Below are 17889 nucleotides of genomic sequence, written 5' to 3' on the forward strand. Positions count from 1 at the left end.
GCCGTCTCCTTCGAGCCGCCACCCGTGGCCGTCAGTCGAGCTTGGTGACCTCCAGTGCGCCGTCCGCGTACTGCTTGCGGATCACCTTCTTGTCGAACTTGCCGACGCTGGTCTTCGGCACCGCCTCGATGAACGTCCAGCGCTCCGGCAGCTGCCACTTGGCGATGGACCGGGCGAGGAACTCGCGCAGACCCGTGTAGTTCACGGTCGCGCCTTCCTTGAGGACCACCGTGGCCAGCGGGCGCTCTCCCCACTTCTCGTCGGGGACGGCGACGACCGCCGCCTCGGCGACCTCGGGGTGCGCCATCAGCGCGTTCTCCAGCTCGACACTGGAGATCCACTCGCCGCCGGACTTGATGACGTCCTTGGCGCGGTCGGTGAGGGTGAGGTAGCCGTCGGCGCTGATGACGCCGACATCGCCGGTCTTGAGCCAGCCGTCGGCGCTGAACTTGTCCTCGGGGTGGAAGGGCTCGCCGGAGGCACCGCCGTAGTAGGAGTTCGCGATCCAGTTGCCGCGCACCTCCAGCTCGCCGGCCGCCTCCCCGTCCCAGGGCAGGAGGTCGCCGCCGGGGCCGACCAGACGCGCCTCGACGCCCGCCGGGAAGCGGCCCTGGGTGATCCGGTAGGGCCATTCCTCCTCGGCGCTCAGCCCGGCCGGCGGGTGGGCCATGGTGCCGAGCGGGGAGGTCTCGGTCATGCCCCAGGCGTGGCAGACACGGACGCCGAGCTTGTCGTACGCCTCCATCAGGGAGGGCGGACAGGCCGCGCCGCCGATGGTGACCTGCTTCATCGATGTCAGGTCGCGCGGGTTGGCGGTGACCTCGGCGAGCAGTCCCTGCCAGATGGTGGGGACGGCCGCGGCGTGCGAGGGCTTCTCCCGTTCGATCATCTCGGCGAGCGGGGCGGGCTGCAGGAAACGGTCCGGCATCAGCATGTTGATACCGGTCATGAAGGTCGCGTGCGGCAGCCCCCAGGCGTTCACGTGGAACTGCGGGACCACGACGAGGGTGGTGTCCTTGTCGGTCAGCCCCATCGACTCGGCCATGTTGACCTGCATGGAGTGCAGGTAGAGCGAGCGGTGGGAGTAGACGACGCCCTTGGGGTCCCCGGTGGTGCCGGAGGTGTAGCACATCGCGGCCGCCTGGCGCTCGTCCAGTTCGGGCCAGTCGTAGCTGTCGGAGCTGCCCGCGAGGAGTTCCTCGTACTCGTGCACGCGGACGTTCAGGCCTTCGAGCACGGAGCGGTCGCCGATGCCGCTGACCACCACGTGCTCGACGGTCGGCAGGTGCGGCAGCAGCGGCGCGAGCAGGGGCAGCAGGGTGCCGTTGACCAGCACCACCCGGTCGGCGGCGTGGTTGACGATGAAGACCAGCTGCTCAGGGGGGAGCCGCAGGTTGAGGGTGTGCAGGACCGCGCCCATGGAGGGGATCGCGAAGTACGCCTCGACGTGCTCGGCGTTGTTCCACATGAGGGTGGCGACCCGGTCGTCCAGCTGCACTCCGAGCTCGTCGCGCAGGGCGCCGGCGAGACGGGTGGCGCGGTTGCCGATCTCGGCGAAGCTGCGGCGGTGCGGCTCAGCCTCCCCGGTCCAGGTCGTGACCTGGGACTTCCCGTGGATCGTCATCCCGTGTCGGAGTATGCGGGTGACGAGGAGCGGTACGTCCTGCATGGTGCTGAGCAAAGCGTCCTCCCGGTGAGCGCTGCGGCGCTGCGGCGGCTACGGATGCTGCCGATTCTGCGCACGTACCGGTCGGCATGTCACTACCCGGGAGTAGAAACCAGCACCTGTTTCACGTGAAACATCCCCCGTCGTCCCCTGGTTTCACGTGAAACATCCTGGGACTCACCGGACCGGCATGAGCTCCGGGTCCTCGCGGAGCTTGCCCAGCGCCCGGGAGACCGCGCTCTTGACCGTGCCGACCGAGACCCCGAGCAGCTCCGCGGTCTGCGCCTCGCTCAGGTCCTCGTAGTACCGCAGGACGACCATGGCCCGCTGACGGTCGGGCAGCCGGGTCACGGCACGCCACATCGCATCGCGCAGTGCCTGTGCCTCGGCGGGGTCGGATGCCGGGGCAGCCTCGGTCTCCGGGACTTCGTCGCACACGAACTCGTCGACCTTGCGCTTGCGCCACTGGGAGGTGCGGGTGTTGACCAGGGTCCGCCGGACATAGCCGTCCAGGGCGCGGTGGTCCTCGATCCGCTCCCAGGCCACGTACGTCTTGGCCAGGGCCGTCTGGAGCAGGTCCTCCGCATCGCACGGGTTGGCGGTGAGGGAGCGGGCGGTGCGCATCAGGACCGTGCCGCGGGTCCGGACGTACGCCGAGAACGACGGGTACGGCGTCGGATTCGAGGCGAGCGGGCACACAGGCGTGGTCATGTCTCCACGCTAGGAGCGGCCACCCGCCATGGGATCGGCCGCAGGTGCCGATGGTGGATCCATCTCAGGTTGTAGGAACAGGGCCGTCCTCACCCCCTGAAGGTGGAGGGGTGGGGAGCCGCAGGTCCCGGATCTCAGCCGTCGGCGCCGAGGATCAGCCCGGAGGTCGGGACCCCGGTTCCGGCCGTGACGAGGGCGTGCGCCGCCCCCGCGACCTGGTTGACGGACGTGCCGCGCAGCTGGCGGACGGCCTCGGCGATGCCGTTCATACCGTGCAGGTACGCCTCGCCGAGCTGGCCGCCGTGGGTGTTGATCGGCAGGGCGTCCGCGGCCACGAAGTCCGCGGCCTCGCCCGGCGCGCAGAAGCCGAACTCCTCCAGCTGCATCAGCACGAAGGGGGTGAAGTGGTCGTAGAGGATGCCGACGTCGATGTCCGAGGGACGCAGCCCGCTGGTCCGCCACAGCTGGCGGGCGACCACGTCCATCTCCGGCAGCCCGGTGAGGTCGTCGCGGTAGAAGGAGGTCATGCCCTCCTGACGGCGGCCGGCGCCCTGCGCGGCCGCGGTGATCACGGCGGGCGCGTGCCGCAGGTCCCGGGCGCGGTCGCTCGTGGTGACGACGACGGCCTGGCCGCCGTCGGTCTCCTGGCAGCAGTCCAGCAGCCGCAGGGGCTCGACGATCCAGCGCGAGGCGGCGTGGTCGGCGAGGGTGATGGGCTTGCCGTGGAAATACGCGGCCGGGTTGTTCGCGGCGTGCCGCCGGTCGGTGACCGCGACGTGCCCGAAGGCCTCGGGGGTGAGGTTGTAGGTGTGCAGGTAGCGCTGTGCGGTCATGGCCACCCAGGAGGCGGGGGTCAGCAGCCCCCAGGGCAGCGACCAGCCGAGCGCCGCCCCCTCCGCCGAAGGCTCCCGCTGCTGGACACCGGACCCGAAGCGGCGCCCGGAGCGCTCGTTGAAGGCGCGGTAGCAGACCACGACCTCCGCGACCCCGGTGGCGACGGCGAGGGCGGCCTGCTGGACGGTCGCGCAGGCCGCGCCGCCGCCGTAGTGGATGCGGGAGAAGAAGGACAGGTCCCCGATGCCGGCCGCCTGGGCGACGGTGATCTCGGGGCTGGTGTCCATCGTGAAGGTGACCATGCCGTCGACGTCGGCGGGGGTGAGCCCGGCGTCGTCGAGGGCGGCGTGCACGGCCTCGACGGCGAGCTTGAGCTCGCTGCGGCCGGAGTCCTTGGAGAACTCGGTCGCTCCGATGCCGGCGATGGCGGCGCGGCCGCCGAGCTCGTCGCGGGTGCGGACACTCATGCCGGCACCTCTGCGGTGACCGTTCCCGACACGTGGTGGCCGATGCCGTTGGCGCCGACGACCCGGATCTCGACGGTGGTCCCGGACACGGCGGTGACGGTGCCGGTGAGGGTCATCGTGTCGCCGGGATGGTTGGGGGCGCCCAGGCGGATGGCCACCTTGCGCAGGACGGCGCGAGGCCCGAGGTGGTCGGTGACGTACCGGCCGACCAGGCCGTTCGTGGTCAGGATGTTCATGAAGATGTCCGGGGAGCCCTTCTCCTGTGCGAGCGCCGCGTCGTGGTGCACGTCCTGGTAGTCGCGGGAGGCGATCGCGCCCGCGACGATCAGTGTGCGGGTGACCGGAATTTCCAGCGGCGGCATCGTGTCGCCGACGTTCATGCCTGCTCTCCCTCGGCCGTCGAAGCGAATGCGGATGCGGATGCAGCGGGTGCCGGAGATGCAGGGGATGCACGGGAAGCAGGGGACGCGGCGATCGAGGCCCCCAGCTCGGCCAGCAGCTCGCTGCCGCAGCCCAGGTAGGCGTCCAGTTGGCGTCCCCACAGGAAGTGCCGGTGGACGGGGTGGTCCAGGTCGGCGCCCATGCCTCCGTGCAGGTGCTGGCCCGCGTGCACCACCCGCTTGCCCGCCTCCGAGGCCCACCAGGCGGCCGTCAGCGCGTGCTCGGCCGCCGGAAGGCCCTGGTCGATGCGCCAGGCCGCCTCGTACGCGGTGACCCGGATCGCCTCGGTGTCCATGTACGCGTCGGCCGCGCGCAGCATGACCCCCTGGTTGGTGGAGAGCGGCCGACCGAACTGCTCACGGGTGGAGGTGTATTCCACCGCCCGGGCGAGGGAGCCCGCGCAGACCCCTGCCTGGAGCCCCGCGAAGGCGGTCCGGGCGGCGGCGAGCGTGTCCTCGTACGCGCCGTCGGACCCGAGGCGCTCGGCCTCGGCCCCGGCCAGGGTGAGCCGGCCCGCCGACCAGGGGGCGGTGGTCTCCACGGGGGAAGTCCGCACGCCGGGTGCGTCGGTCCGTACGAGCCACAGCGCCCGGTCCGCGTCCGGGACCAGGACGTGCGTCGCGTCGCGCAGCCAGGGTACGGCCGGGGCGGCCCCGGTGAGCCGGCCGCCCTCGGCGGTGATCCGGCCGCGCGCCGGGAAGGCTCCGGTGGCCACGGCCTCGCCCGTGCCGAGGGCGGGCAGCAGGCGGGCGCGTTGCTCGGGGCTGCCGTGCGCGGCCACGGGGAGGACCCCGTACGCGCAGGTGGCGGCGTACGGGACCTGCGCTGTGGTGCGGCCCTGCTCCTCCAGCAGCAGGACCAGCCCGAGCAAGCCGATCTCCTCGACCGCGGCGGTCAGTCCGGCCGTGGTGAGGGCTTTCCACAGTTCGGCGTCGCTGCCGGTGCCGGCTTCGGCGAGGCGTTCGTGGGTGGCGAGGTCGGCGAAGATCCGGGCGGCGAGACCGGCCGCGGCGGTCTGTTCCTCGGTGGGGTGGAAGTCCATCAGCCCTCACTTCCGCGGAAGACGGGGAGTTCGAGGCCGTCGTCGACGCGCAGGAACTCCAGCTGGACGGGAAGGCCGATGCGCACCTTGTCGCAGGGCATGCCGGTGATGTTGCTGACCATCCGGACGCCTTCGGCGAGCTCGACGAGTGCGACCGCGTAGGGCGGGTCGAAGGCCGGGAAGGGCGGGTGGTGCATGACGACGTAGCTGAACACCGTGCCGGCGCCGGAGGCCTCAACGGTGTCCCAGTCGGGGCTCGCGCAGGCGTTGCAACCGGGGAGCCACGGGAAGCGGAGGGTGGCGCAAGCGGTGCAGCGCTGGATCAGCAGCCTGTGGTCCCGCACCCCGTCCCAGAACCCCTGGTTGTCGCGGTTGATCACCGGGCGGGGGCGCTGCGCCGGGGGCCGCTTCACCGGCCGGGCGGCGGGCGCGTACTTGAGTATCCGGAAGCGGTGGGTGCCGGCGGTCTCCCCGTCCACCTGGACGTCCATGCGGGTGGTCACGAAGTGGCCGGTGCCCAGCTTGGTCGTCTTGCGGGGGGACACCGATTCGATGACGGCGTCGAAGGTGATCTCGTCGCCGGGGCGCAGCGGGCGGAGGTACTCCTGCTCGCAGTCGGTGGCGACCACGGAGGTGAAGCCGGCGCCGTCGAGGAGCCCGAGGAGCTCGTCGTAGGCGGAGGAGCGGTCCGCATGGCCGGAGAGGCCGCCCATGGTCCAGGCCTGGAGCATGGTGGGCGGTGCGACGGCGTCCGGCCCGATGTAGGCGGGGTTGGCGTCACCCATCGCCTCGCACCAGTGGCGGATCATCGGCTCGTTGACCGCGTCCTTGCCCCGGCCCCCGGTGGCGGCCGGCTGCCCCTCGAAGGCCGCCAGCAACGTGTGGAACCGGGCGGCCTCCTCGGCCGCGTCCACCACCGTCATCGCTTCCTCCCCTTCATGCCGAGCCGCATCATGGCGACGATCTCCCGCTGGACCTCGCTGACCCCGCCGCCGAACGTGTTGATCTGCGCGGCCCGGTTCATCCGCTCGAGCTCGCCGCCCGCGAAGGCCGCGGGCCCGCGGATCAGGGCCTCCTCGCCCACCACCTCCTGGCACATCCGGTACACCTCGACGGTGGACTCCGTGCCGAGGAACTTCACGCCGCTGGCGTCACCCGGGGCCAGGGCGCCGCTGCCCACGTCCTGGACGAGGCGCCAGTTGAGGAGGCGTACGGCGGCCAGTCGCGCGTGCGCCTCGGCGAGCCGGGACTGCACCCAGGGGAGGTCGGCGGGGCGGTCGCCGGTGACCGGATCGGGGGTGCGGGCGTCGTCGAGCGCGTACGCGTAGAAGTCCTCGGCCTGCATGCCGATGGCGGCGAGGGCGACGCGCTCATGGTTGAGCTGGTTGGTGATCAGACCCCAGCCGCCGTGCTCGGGGCCGACGAGACGGCCGGCGGGCACGCGGACGGAGTCGTAGTACGTCGCCGTGGTGGTGAGCCCGCCGACGGTGTCGATCGGGGTCCAGGAGAAGCCCGGGCTGTCGGTGGGCACCAGGATGATCGAGATGCCCTTGTGCTTGGGCGCCTCGGGGGCGGTGCGGCAGGCGAGCCAGATCCAGTCCGCGTTCTGCGCGTTGGAGGTGAAGATCTTCTGCCCGTCGATCAGCCAGTCGGCTCCGTCGCGGACCGCGCGGGTGCGAAGGGCGGCGAGGTCGGTGCCGGCCTCGGGTTCGGAGTAGCCGATGGCGAAGACGATGTCGCCCGCGAGGATCCGGGACAGGAAGTAGTCCTTCTGCTCGTCGGTGCCGTACTTCATCAAGGTCGGGCCGACGGTGTTGAGCGTGACCATCGAGACGGGGGCGCCGGCCCGGTAGGCCTCGTCGAAGAAGACGAATTGCTCGTCGGCGCCGCGGCCCTGGCCGCCGTACTCGACGGGCCAGCCGAGACCGAGCAGCCCGTCTGCACCGATGCGGCGCAGCAGGTCTCGCTGGCGGGCCGGATCCTCCGGGACGCCGTCCGGCAGCAGCTCCTTGAAGTACGTGCGCAGTTCGGCTCGGAGCCGCAACTGGCCTTCGGTCGGGGCGAGGTGCACGGCGCTGGCCTCCCGGCATCACATCATCGAGGGAACCTGACTGTCCGTCAGATTCACCCCTGGTGTCAAGGTCGGGAGAGGAGCCGGCTCGGAGCCGCGGCATGCGCGAGGGCGCCTGCGCTACCGGACCCCAGCCGGTCCGGTCACACGGGCGCCCTCAAGAATGGGAGCGGCTCAGGCCGCAGCTACCACCAGGGGTAAAAGTTGACCGCGGCGGTCGAGTTGGACTGGTCGATCGCGGTGAAGGCCGAGCCGTTCACCTGTGCGGTGTTGTTCTGGTTGGATGCGCCGGAACCGGTGGCCACCTGCTGCGACGGAGACGAGTTGCCCTTGTTGTTGCCGCCCACGCCGCTGCCGATGATGCTGGCGACGCTCGCATTCGATCCGTCGTTCGCGAAGGAGCCGTTGTCGGCCGACGCCACCCCGCCGAAGAGAGCGACGGCGAGGGGGAGAGCGGCGACGGCGGCGATGACGCGGGCAGTACGGATGCTTGCCATGTCTTCATCTTTCAGAAAACCGAAGTGGGACTTGCTCCACGGCAGCTGGCCGACCGCCTCGGTCGTTCCGTGTGGTGACGACGTCGCGAGACCAGAGTTGCTGCCCACCGAATCCCCGGCGAACCACCCCGGAGCCCCCGATTCCCCCGATATGACCAACATCGAATAAACCCCATTCGCGTCCCCGAAGCCCCAGGTCAGCACCCTGGGAACTACTGAAACCCGTGCGGTACAAGGGGCGAAGCGTTTCGCCAGATCTCCGTGTCCCGGACATGCCCAAAAGGGCCGCGCCGTCCGGGAACCCCACCGTCTCCCGGGCCTGCGGCCCTGCAATGCCAAGCTTCACGCCCCCTGCGCGCCCCGGCGCAAGCCGGGGTGATCCATCCGTGCCCCGCTCCGGGGCACCACGTGGCGCGATCCGCGGTCACGACCGACCGGGCTCCAGCGCCTGCTCCTCCTGCTGCTTCTGGTGCTGCTGCTTCTGGTGCTGCGTCCGCTCTTGCTCCTGCCCGGCGGCGGCGCGTACGCCTGCGAACCGGACCGTGCGGACCTGCTACTACGACTACGACTACGAAGACTGCGGATACGGATACGGATACGGATACGGCTGCGGGGCTACGCGGCGAGCCCGAGCGCTTCCCGCGCGGCGCCGGCGGTCGCGGCGACAGGGGCAACGGCGGGGACGGCCATCGGGGCTGCGACCGGGGTCAGGGTTCGGGCAGCGGTTCCCGGTCCGGCACCCATGGCCGCGGCGGTGGTGGAGCGGCGGACGGAGGGAGTCTTGCCGTGCGCCTCGGCGCGGATCCGCTGCTTGATGGTCGGCGGCAGCGAACCGCCCCGCATCATCTCGCGCCAGGTCCGCCGGGCCACGACGGCCGGGCGACGCACTGCGGTGACCGCGGGGGACCCGGCGGTGGGAGCCGAGACGGAGGCCGGGGCCGCCTTCCCTGCGAGACCGAAGCAAGAGAGGAGGGCCACGAGAGCGGCGAGGACGGAGGTCCAGATCGACGTGAGGACGTTGCGGTGAGCCATGACGGGGTGCCTCGATTCACGATGTTCCGACGGGCGGATCTGCATACATTCGTCATGATGTGGCCGCAACCGCACCGCCCTCATCGCCCGCGCCGATCTTCCGACAAACACCACCCGGAAGGACCAAGGGCGCCGGTCGGTGTCTGACAAGCTCACAGTAGGAACGCCGCCTACGAGGGGGCAGGGCGTGCCCGTCCCGCGGGAGCACACCTCCGACCTCGGCAGCAGGCCCGCGTCCGCAGTCCCGAACACGCCGTCCTCAAGGTGCCGACCATGCCGCTGACCCGCATCGACCTCATATCCGGCCGGAAGGTCGAGATCTCCGAGATACGCCTCAACTCGACCTACGGAGGGATGCTGGAGGGCTACCCCTTCGCACGCTGGAACGACGCGCAGCTGAGCGGCGCGATCCAGCGGGCCGAGATGGCCTTCCCCACCGTTCCGGTCCACCTGGTACCACCTCGCCGGGAACTCCCGGACCTGACCGGCGGCCCTTTCGGCCCGGTCGAGCTGCTTCCCTCGGTGACCTGCCTCGGCCTGTTCACCTCGCACCCGGTCGCCCCCGCGCTCAACCCGGTGCTCCACTACTCCGCTCTGACCGTCGTGTGGTTCCAGGACGCCGCCACCGTCCCCTCGGCGGACTGCGCCGACCCCGCTCTCCTCACCATCCCCTGGGAGGAACTCGCCCGGGACTCCGAGCGCTGACCCCCGGCACACGAAAGGGGCGCCCCGGAACCGGGACACCCCTTCTGGCTCAGCACATGTGCTGAGGTGTGGCGGTGGGTGTGGGATTTGAACCCACGGTGACTCGCGCCACGACGGTTTTCAAGACCGTTCCCTTAGGCCGCTCGGGCAACCCACCTGGCCGGTACAGAGTACCGGCCAGGCGGGGGTGGCGGGGCGACCGTGGGGTCAGGACGTCTGGGCCTTGTCGTAGGCCGCCTTCGCCTCGTTGCCGAAGTAGGGGCCGTACATCCGGTTCGGCAGGAAGGTGTAGCCGAAACTGTTCACCGAGACCTGGGTGCCCAGGCCCGTGGCCTCGTTGAAGTCCTGGAACCAGGGGCCGCCGCTGGAGCCGCCGGTCATGTTGCAGCCCAGGCTGTGGTCCTTGGTCAGCAGGAAGTCCTTGCCGCTGTTGCCGCTGCAGTAGACCAGCTTGGTGCCGTCGTACGGGGCTGCCGCGGGGAAGCCGAAGGAGTACATCTTCTTGTTGTAGCCGCCGTTGAAGAGGATGCCCTGGGCGCCGACGGTCTGGCTGAGGGTCTTGCCGTTCAGCGGGGCGACGACGGCGAGGCCGACGTCCATGTTCATGTCCTCGCTCGCGGCCCACTGGTCCGTGGCAAAGGTCTTGGTGGCCGACCACTGGCCGTAGGGCGCTGAGCCGTTGTTGTAGGCCGGGACGAAGACCCAGTTCGTGTGCCAGGCTCCCTGGTACTTCACGCAGTGGCCGGCCGTGATGACCGTGCTGCCGTTGGCGCTGGTGACCGAGTCGCCGGAGCAGGAGGCGGTGCGGTCGCCCATGGTGAAGAACACCCGGCCCGAGGTCTTCACGACGGCTCCGCCGCCCGTCCAGGCGCCGCCCGCCTGCGGGAACGCCGTGGGGGATGCGGCCGCCGTCGGGGCGATGGCCGTGGGCGTCGCCGACGTGGCGACCGGGGTGCGGGCCGCGCCGGGGGCCGCCGTCACGTCGAGCGGGGTCGCGGCGCGCATCCGCTCGGCGGTCCAGAAGCCCTGGGTGTGCTGCTGCCCGAAGGATGCGGGGGCATCCGCGGCGATCGAGGGGGTGGCCGCCGTCAGGGCGCCGGCGACCAGGGCGCCCGCCGCGAGCAGGACGGACAAGGCCGTGCGATGACGATTCACGCATGACTCCTTCTGCCGTGCCCGGGCCGGGTGGCGAACCCGGGCAGGGGTGGGGGTGAAGAGCGGTCGGTGCGGATCGGCTGTGCGCGGTACGTGATGCGTGGTGCGGAATACCGGGGGCAGAGTGGCACGGGCGCGTAGCAATGTCAGCGGGCAGTCGGAACGTTCGGTCGGTTCCGGCCAGGAATTGGCCAACTCCCCACCGTTGCACCGTCATACGGTGAGCAGCACGCCCGCGTACGAGACCCCCGCGACCACCACCCACGCCCCGAGGCCCAGCGCCGCGGCCCGCCCGCCGGTCCGGGCCAGCGTCGGCAGGTGCACCGCGCTCCCGAGGCCGAACAGGGCCGCCGCCAGCAGTGCCTCCTGGATGGTGTGCGCCCACTCGAGCGCTACGTCGGGCAGTACGCCGGTGGCGCGCAGCGCGGCCGCGGCCAGGAACCCGAGGACGAACAGCGGGACCGGCGCCGGCCGGCGGCCCGAGGCGGTGCGGACCCCGCGACGCCGGGCCCGTACCGAGAAGGCCACAGCCGCCACCAGCGGGGCGAGCAGTGCCACCCGCATCAGCTTGACCAGGACCGCCTCGCCCAGGGCGTCGGGGCCCGCGGTCTGTGCGGTGGCCACGACCTGGCCGACGTCGTGGACCCCGGCGCCGACCCACCTCCCGAAGGCGGGGTCGGAGAGCCCCAACGGCCCCTGGAGGAGGGGGAGTACCGCTATGGCGAGCGTCCCGCACAGGGTGACCAGCGCCACCGAGGCGGCCACGTCCTCCTCGTCGCTGCCGGAGACCTCGCTCACCGCGCCGATCGCCGACGCGCCGCAGATCGAGTACCCGGTGGCGATCAACAGCGGCTGATCTCCCGGGAGTCGCAGCCGGCGGCCCAGCCACAGGGTGCCGAGGAAGGTGGCCGCGACCACACCGGCCACCATGGCCACCGTGGCCCAGCCCAGCCCGAGCACCTGGTCCAGGCCCAGGCCGAGGCCCAGCAGGACGATGCCCATCCGCATCAGCCGACGGCCAGCCAGGGAGAGGCCCGGACGCGCGGGCCCACGTACGTACGTCCTCAGGCCGGGGAGGTGCGCCACCGCGATGCCCAGCACCACCGATGCGGTCAGCATCGGCACAGCAGGCACGAGGCGATGGATGCACCACGCCGTCAGCGCACCGCCGGCGGCCATCGCCAATCCGGGCCAGGGAGTGGATGTTTCACGTGAAACATGCCGGACCGCCGTGCCCTGGGGGCGGTGGAGGAGGGCCATCAGTCGACGGGGAGCGTGTAGACGCGGCGGATGCTGGTGCCCAGCCTGGAGACGTCGGCGCCGTAGACGTGCACGGATATCGCTTTGGTCGTACAGGAGTTGCGCACCTTGTGGATGTCGCCGGGCGGGGCGAACCCGCAGACATCGCCCTGGGCGTTGACCACGTCCTCGGTGGCCACCAGCCGGGCGGGGCCGACGCCGGGGGCGAGCCGGAAGCGGCGTTCGCTCTCCTCACCCTGGTGCACCCCGGCCACGCACCACGACACGTGGTCGTGGATGCAGGTCTCCTGACCGGGCAGCCACACCAGCGCCACCACCGAGAAGCTGCCGTCGGACTCGGCGTGCAGGACGTGCTGCCGGTACCGCTCCGGGTCGCCTTCCTGCTGCGCCGGGGTCAGCAGATCGGACGCCCCCAGATGCGGGGCGAGCCGTTCGCCCACTAGGTAAGCGGTGAGGTCGGGCGCCAGCCCCCGCTCCACGACCGTGCGGATCTCACTGACGAGGGCGGCCATCCTCGTGGTGGTACGGGCCGGTGTGGTGGTGGTCATATGGGCAGCGTGCTGCCGTCGTTCCATCACGTCCAACGACAGTCATGACCTGAAATGCCAAGCAGAGCTTATGGATTGGTCAGCAGCCGACCCGGTTCGCCGCCACCTGCTTCAGCGCGTCGAGCACCACGGCCGTCGCCGGAATCCGCAGATGGTCCCGGTAGACGTACGCGGCGATGTGCCGGCGCGCGGCGGGCTGGAGGGCCCGCCCGCAGACCCGGCTGAGCGAGAGGGAGGGCAGCACCAGGGCGGGCATCATCGCCACGCCCAGTCCCTGGGCGACCAGGCTCTGCACCACCAGGTTGTCATCGGTGGCGAAGCGGATGTCGGGCACGAAGCCCAGCTCGGCGCACTCGTGCAGCAGGTTCGCGCGGCAGCGCGGACAGCCCGCGATCCACCGTTCCTCGGCGAGGTCGGCCAGGTGCACGGCGCGGCGCCGGGCCAGCGGATGCCCGGTGGGGAGCAGCACCGTCAGCTGGTCCTCCAGCAGCCTGACCTCGGCGACCTCCTCCGGTATCTCCTCGTGCAGGCCGGGATAGGTGAAGGCCAGGGTGATGTCGCACTCGCCGCGCTCCAGCCGGCGCAGCGAATCGGGAGGCTCCCCCTCGAGCAGTTCCACCTGTACGCCCGGATGGTCCTTGGCCAGGCCGCTCAGGGCCTCGGGGACGAGGGTGACATTGGCGCTGGGAAAGCCGCACAGCCTGACCCGGCCGGTGCGCAGCCGGGCGTACGCCCTCAGCTGGGCCTCGGCGGCGGAGAGGTTGCCGAGGATGGTCTCGGCGTGCCGGGAGAGCGACTCCCCGGCCTCGGTGAGCTGCATCCTGCGGCCCACCCGGGTGAACAGCGGGGTCCCGACGGCGCGTTCGAGCGCCTTCATCTGCTGGGTGATGGCGGGCTGGGTGTAGCCCAGCGCGCGGGCCGCGGCCGAGTACGACCCGCAGGTGACCACCGCGTGAAAGGTCCGTATGTGCCGGGAATCGAACACCAGCGAAGCATAAGCGGACGTTGGAGGGGCCGTAGGCGGATTCCCGCCTACAACCCCTCCGGTTCGGTCACCACAGTGACCGGTGGTGCTACTTGTCGCCGACCCGTGAGCCGAGCGTGATGTCGACCGTGGTCGGCTTGCCGCCGCGCAGGTAGGTGAGCTTGACGGTGTCGCCGGGCTTGTACGTCCAGATCATGCTGATCAGGGTCGGGCCGCTGTCGACCGGCTTGCCGCCGAACTCGGTGATGATGTCGCCCGGCTTCAAGCCTGCCTTGCCGGCCGGGCCGTTCGGGTCGACCAGCTCGTTGGCGGCCGCGCCCTGCTCGGAGATCTTGGCGCCCTCGGACTTGGCCTGGAGGTCAACGGAGACCGAGATCACCGGATAGACCGGCTTGCCCGTCTTGATCAGCGATTCGGCGACGTTCTTCGCCTGGTTGACCGGGATGGCGAAGCCGAGGCCGATCGAACCGGCCTGGCCGCCGCCGAAGCCGCCGTTGCCCGCCGACTGGATCGCGGAGTTGATGCCGATGACCGCGCCACGGCCGTCGAGGAGCGGGCCGCCCGAGTTGCCCGGGTTGATCGAGGCGTCCGTCTGGAGGGCGCTCATGTACGAGTTCTTGCTGCCACTGCCGTCGCCGGAGGCGACCGGGCGGTTCTTGGCGCTCACGATGCCGGTGGTGACCGTGTTGGACAGGCCGAAGGGGGCGCCGATCGCGATGGTCGAGTCACCGACCGCGACCCTGTCGGAGTCGCCGAGCGGCAGCGGCTTGAGACCGGCCGGGGGGTTCTTCAGCTTGAGGACGGCGACGTCGTAGCCCTGGGCCCGGCCCACGACCTCGGCGTCGTACCGCTTGCCGTCGGAGAACGTCGCGAAGAGCTTGCCGCCGTTCGCGGCGGAGGCCACGACGTGGTTGTTGGTGAGGATGTGGCCCTGCTGGTCGTAGACGAAGCCGGTGCCGGTGCCACCCTCGCCGTCGCCTGCCGAGGCCTCGATGGTGACCACACTGGGCAGAGCGCCCGCAGCCAGACCGGCGATGGAGCCCGCTTCGCGCTTGAGGTCCTTGGGGGTGTTCGCGGCGCTGATCGTGGTGGAGCCGCTGCCGTTGTTGCTGCGCTCGGCGGCCCAGTAGCCGACGCCACCGCCGATGCCGCCCGCGAGGAGGGCCGCCACGAGCACGCCCGCGACCAGGCCGCCCCTGCCCTTCGGCTTGGGGGTGGGGCCGTCTGCCGACAGGGGGACACCCCAGGCGCCGCCTCCGTGACCGCCGCCCGTTCCGTACGCCGGCACCGTGGGCGGCGGGGGCGGCCAGCCCTCGGCTCCGTGCGCGGCCGGGGCGGGCTGCTGGCCGTAGACCGGGGCAGCGGCAGGCTCCTGGCCGTAGGCCGGGGGCACCGGGGCTCCCGGGCCTCCCTGCGTCGGCGGGATCTGCTGGGTCGGCTCGGTGCCGGGCGCCGGCGTCGGCGGAAGCTGCTGGGTCACCGGCTCGGTGACGGCAGGCGCGGGGGCCGCATCCTGCGTCGCGGAGGCCGGAGCAGGGGGTGCGGACGGGGCCGCGGGGGGTGTCGGGGCCGCGGTGCCCTCGTTCTCGGTGCTCACAGCGCTCTCTCCTCGTCACACACGGCTTCAGAAAATTCTCTGGCAATATCGGTCCGACTGAACGTTCGGCGTGCCGCACAAGTTCCTGGGCAAAGCCTTTCCCATGACCCGTCAGAGCACTGTAAGCCGGAGCTGTGCATCTCTTCCCATTCTTTATATCCGACATTTGGGATGTGCTCGTGGGGTCGGCCTCGACGCCCGGGGACCTCTCGGTGGCACCATGACCCGGTGACCCACGCAATGCCACGCACCATCCAGGTCGTCGCCCACCGCGGCGCCTCGGAGGATGCCCCCGAGCACACCCTGGCCGCCTACCGCAGGGCCATCGAGGACGGCGCCGACGCCCTCGAATGCGATGTCCGGCTCACCGCGGACGGCCATCTGGTCCTGGTCCACGACCGCCGGGTGAACCGGACCTCGAACGGCCGCGGCGCCGTCTCCGCCCTGGAGCTGGCCGATCTCGCCGCCCTCGACTTCGGCTCCTGGAAGGACCGCGAGGAGTCCCCCGACTGGGACGCGGACCCCGAGCGCACCTCCGTCCTCACCCTGGAACGCCTGCTGGAGCTGGTATCCGACGCCGGACGGCCGGTCCAGCTCGCGATCGAGACGAAGCATCCGACCCGCTGGGCCGGACAGGTGGAGGAGCGCCTCCTCGTCCTCCTCAAGCGCTTCGGTCTGGACGCACCGCCCGCCGAGGGTCCGCACCCGGTGCGGGTCATGAGCTTCTCCGCGCGCTCCCTGCACCGGGTCCGGGCGTCGGCGCCGGCGATCCCGACGGTGTACCTGATGCAGTTCATCTCGCCCCGGATGCGGGACGGGCGGCTGCCGGCCGGAGTGACGATCGCCGGCCCCGGGATGCGGATCGTGCGCAACCACCCCGGCTTCATCCACAAGCTGCAGGGCGCCGGCCACTCCGTACACGTATGGACAGTGAACGAACCGGAAGACGTTCAGCTCTGCGCTGATCTGGGCGTGGAGGCCATCATCACGAACAGACCCCGCCAGGTTCTGTCCCAACTGGGGCGCTGACGTCCCCTTTTGCGCACCCGTCACCTCCACCCCATGAGTAACAGGTTGTGCACCGGCGCATACGGTGCGCATCCGGTCGGCATGAATGCGTCAGAGGGGTCCCCTTCGGTCTCCTTCGGCGGTTTCCGGTCCAGGCCATTGGGGCATCCAGACCATGCGTGGGGCTAAGGAGGTTCCGGGGGTGGCGTTGGTGGTGGCACAGGAAGTGCCCACGTCGTCGTGCATGGACGTACGCCATGGTCCTGCGGGCGTGGGCGAGGCGAGACACCGGATGCGCGAGCAACTGCGGATCAGCGGTGTGCCCGAATCGGTCGTGGACGATGCCGTACTGATCCTTTCCGAACTGCTCAGCAACGCCTGCCGACACGGCAGGCCCCTGGGCTCTCGGGAAGTCGGGGACGGGGCGATACGCGCCGCGTGGCGCGTCGACAGAGCGGGACGACTGACGGTCGAGGTCACGGACGGAGGCGGGCCCACCCGCCCGGTTCCTGCCACGCCCTCGGTCACCGCACGGGGCGGCCGGGGGCTGAACATCATCAGCGCCCTGGCCCAGGACTGGGGTGTCCGGGACGGAGCGGCGGGTGAGGTCACCGTGTGGGTGATCGTTGCCTGTGGGCCCCGGCACGAGGATTTCGCTACGCGCGTTGCGCCCCCGGCGATCGACTTCAGCACGGCTTTCGACGATCTCGATCCCTGAGTACAACAGCACGAACGCAGCACAGCAGTACCGGTCATCCGCACAGGCGGCTGTCCGGGAGCGCACGCCGACCGTGCTCCCGGCCGCACCCAACCGGTTCCGGCGGTACGAACGGCTAGGCTCGCGCCCAGACCACGACGCCGTACCGCCGCAACCGGGAGACACGCACGATGGCCAAGAAGCGCCCCGCAGCCAAGACTGCAAAGCCGCAGCTCAACAACGGTGAGATCCCGGTTGTGGGCGCCCGCGAGCCCTGTCCCTGCGGATCCGGCCGCCGCTACAAGGCCTGCCACGGCGCGGCCGCCGCGCACGCCGTCACCGAGCACGTGCAGCGCCCGTTCGAGGGGCTGCCGGGCGAGTGCGACTGGGTCGCCCTGCGCGAGCTGGTGCCCGCGGCCACCGTCCCGCTGTCCCTCAAGGGCGGTCTGCCCGAAGGCGTCCCCTCCCTCACCCTGGTGACCGTACTGCCCATGGCGTGGCCGGCGCTGCGCCGCGAGGACGGGTCCGTCCTCCTCGGCCTGCAGAACGACTCGTCCTCCGGCGACCTCGGCCGCGACATGGCCGACACCCTGGAGCGCGCCCTCGTAGCGGAGCCGGGTACGCCGGTTGCCGCGCGCCGGGTTCCCGCCGAGGGTCCCCGACTCCAGGATCTCCTGGACGCCGACGGCGGTTTCGAGCCGGTTGTACACAGCGGGTTCGAATTCTGGATTCCGGAATCCGAGAACGCCCAGAACGCCTCGCCGGAGATCGCCGCCTCGCTGGAGCGCGCCAACGCGGCCGCCATCCCGACCGTCAAGCTGACCGGCGTGGACGCCGCCTACTGGTGTGAGACGCCGGACAAGAACCACCTGCGCTGGGTCATGCCGCACCCCGAGGAGAAGCTGCTCGACGCCCTCGCGCGGCTGCACGCCGCCGGCACGTCCTCGCTCGGCGAGGGCACGAAGCTCGTCGGCTCCTTCCGCGCCCACGGCCTGATGGTCCCCGTCTGGGACCTGCCCACCGGGGTCACGGCCGACGACGTCGAGAAGCCCGCGGCGGAGTTCGCCGAGCGGCTGGCCGGGGCCCTGGCCACGGACGCCCCGCTGACCACGGAGGAGCGCCGGGCACGCGGCGGACTCACCAACCGCCAGGTGACGCTCAGCTGACCGGGCG

The 17889-nt window shown here is 71.2% G+C and carries 17 protein-coding genes, 1 tRNA gene and 1 pseudogene; 4 read left to right on the forward strand and 15 right to left on the reverse strand.

Translation table 11 applies throughout. From position 1 onward, the window contains the following. Positions 1 to 31 precede the first annotated feature (31 nt). The 9 genes from ACGFZK_RS15375 to ACGFZK_RS15415 all read right to left on the reverse strand — a co-directional run bounded on the left by ACGFZK_RS15375 (position 32) and on the right by ACGFZK_RS15415 (position 8761). On the reverse strand, positions 32 to 1681 hold the full coding sequence (locus tag ACGFZK_RS15375) for a long-chain fatty acid--CoA ligase (RefSeq protein WP_393849371.1): 1650 nt from the start codon (positions 1679 to 1681) through the stop codon (positions 32 to 34). Positions 1682 to 1843: 162 nt separating this feature from the next. Further along, positions 1844 to 2377 (reverse strand): SigE family RNA polymerase sigma factor, encoded by a 534-nt coding sequence (locus ACGFZK_RS15380; RefSeq protein WP_393849372.1) that lies wholly within the window; start codon positions 2375 to 2377, stop codon positions 1844 to 1846. A gap of 134 nt (positions 2378 to 2511) precedes the next feature. Continuing rightward, complete coding sequence (locus ACGFZK_RS15385) at positions 2512 to 3678, reverse strand: lipid-transfer protein (RefSeq protein ID WP_393849373.1); 1167 nt, start codon at positions 3676 to 3678, stop codon at positions 2512 to 2514. Further along, positions 3675 to 4058, reverse strand: a complete 384-nt coding sequence (locus ACGFZK_RS15390) for a MaoC family dehydratase (RefSeq protein ID WP_393849374.1) — start codon at positions 4056 to 4058, stop codon at positions 3675 to 3677. The genes ACGFZK_RS15385 and ACGFZK_RS15390 overlap by 4 nt, the downstream gene beginning before the upstream one ends. Beyond that, positions 4055 to 5161, reverse strand: coding sequence for an acyl-CoA dehydrogenase family protein (locus tag ACGFZK_RS15395; RefSeq protein ID WP_393849375.1), 1107 nt, complete (start codon positions 5159 to 5161; stop codon positions 4055 to 4057). Before ACGFZK_RS15395 ends, ACGFZK_RS15390 begins: the two co-directional genes overlap by 4 nt. After that, the gene (locus ACGFZK_RS15400; RefSeq protein ID WP_393849376.1) at positions 5161 to 6084 is read right to left on the reverse strand and encodes a bifunctional MaoC family dehydratase N-terminal/OB-fold nucleic acid binding domain-containing protein; all 924 of its coding nucleotides are present in this window, start codon (positions 6082 to 6084) and stop codon (positions 5161 to 5163) included. Before ACGFZK_RS15400 ends, ACGFZK_RS15395 begins: the two co-directional genes overlap by 1 nt. Continuing rightward, the gene (locus ACGFZK_RS15405) at positions 6081 to 7232 is read right to left on the reverse strand and encodes an acyl-CoA dehydrogenase family protein (protein ID WP_393849377.1); all 1152 of its coding nucleotides are present in this window, start codon (positions 7230 to 7232) and stop codon (positions 6081 to 6083) included. Before ACGFZK_RS15405 ends, ACGFZK_RS15400 begins: the two co-directional genes overlap by 4 nt. 185 nt (positions 7233 to 7417) lie before the next feature. Further along, a complete protein-coding gene (locus ACGFZK_RS15410) occupies positions 7418 to 7729 on the reverse strand; it encodes a hypothetical protein (RefSeq protein ID WP_393849607.1) in 312 nt (103 codons plus the stop codon). A gap of 615 nt (positions 7730 to 8344) precedes the next feature. Beyond that, the gene (locus tag ACGFZK_RS15415) at positions 8345 to 8761 is read right to left on the reverse strand and encodes a DUF6344 domain-containing protein (RefSeq protein WP_393849378.1); all 417 of its coding nucleotides are present in this window, start codon (positions 8759 to 8761) and stop codon (positions 8345 to 8347) included. Positions 8762 to 9034: 273 nt separating this feature from the next. Between ACGFZK_RS15415 and ACGFZK_RS15420 the strand changes: the two genes are divergently transcribed. Next, the gene (locus ACGFZK_RS15420) at positions 9035 to 9466 is read left to right on the forward strand and encodes a hypothetical protein (protein ID WP_393849379.1); all 432 of its coding nucleotides are present in this window, start codon (positions 9035 to 9037) and stop codon (positions 9464 to 9466) included. A gap of 69 nt (positions 9467 to 9535) precedes the next feature. Here ACGFZK_RS15420 and ACGFZK_RS15425 read toward each other — a convergent pair. From ACGFZK_RS15425 to ACGFZK_RS15450, 6 genes are all read right to left on the reverse strand, one after another. After that, positions 9536 to 9623 (reverse strand) — tRNA-Ser (locus ACGFZK_RS15425). A 50-nt stretch (positions 9624 to 9673) separates the two neighbouring features. Further along, positions 9674 to 10621 carry a trypsin-like serine peptidase gene (locus ACGFZK_RS15430; protein WP_393849380.1) on the reverse strand — a complete coding sequence of 316 codons (948 nt, stop codon included), beginning with the start codon at positions 10619 to 10621 and terminating at the stop codon, positions 9674 to 9676. Positions 10622 to 10834: 213 nt separating this feature from the next. Further along, positions 10835 to 11881 (reverse strand): YeiH family protein, encoded by a 1047-nt coding sequence (locus ACGFZK_RS15435; RefSeq protein WP_393849381.1) that lies wholly within the window; start codon positions 11879 to 11881, stop codon positions 10835 to 10837. Beyond that, complete coding sequence (locus tag ACGFZK_RS15440) at positions 11881 to 12429, reverse strand: cysteine dioxygenase (RefSeq protein ID WP_393849382.1); 549 nt, start codon at positions 12427 to 12429, stop codon at positions 11881 to 11883. The genes ACGFZK_RS15435 and ACGFZK_RS15440 overlap by 1 nt, the downstream gene beginning before the upstream one ends. Before the next feature lie 79 nt (positions 12430 to 12508). After that, positions 12509 to 13414, reverse strand: a complete 906-nt coding sequence (locus tag ACGFZK_RS15445) for a LysR family transcriptional regulator (protein WP_393849383.1) — start codon at positions 13412 to 13414, stop codon at positions 12509 to 12511. 88 nt (positions 13415 to 13502) lie between these two features. Next, positions 13503 to 15011: a trypsin-like peptidase domain-containing protein gene (locus tag ACGFZK_RS15450; protein WP_393849384.1), complete on the reverse strand. Its 1509-nt coding sequence runs from the start codon at positions 15009 to 15011 to the stop codon at positions 13503 to 13505. Between the two features lie 240 nt (positions 15012 to 15251). On the opposite strand from ACGFZK_RS15450, the gene ACGFZK_RS15455 reads away from it, so the two are divergent. From ACGFZK_RS15455 to ACGFZK_RS15465, 3 genes and pseudogenes are all read left to right on the forward strand, one after another. Continuing rightward, positions 15252 to 16040, forward strand: coding sequence for a glycerophosphodiester phosphodiesterase (locus tag ACGFZK_RS15455; protein WP_393849608.1), 789 nt, complete (start codon positions 15252 to 15254; stop codon positions 16038 to 16040). Between the two features lie 59 nt (positions 16041 to 16099). Next, a pseudogene (locus ACGFZK_RS15460) lies at positions 16100 to 16737 on the forward strand (ATP-binding protein). Between the two features lie 170 nt (positions 16738 to 16907). Further along, positions 16908 to 17882, forward strand: coding sequence for a DUF5926 family protein (locus tag ACGFZK_RS15465; RefSeq protein WP_393849385.1), 975 nt, complete (start codon positions 16908 to 16910; stop codon positions 17880 to 17882). The last annotated feature ends 7 nt before the right edge of the window (positions 17883 to 17889 follow it).

The organism is Streptomyces sp. NPDC048257, from assembly GCF_043201855.1.
Lineage (GTDB): Bacteria > Actinomycetota > Actinomycetes > Streptomycetales > Streptomycetaceae > Streptomyces.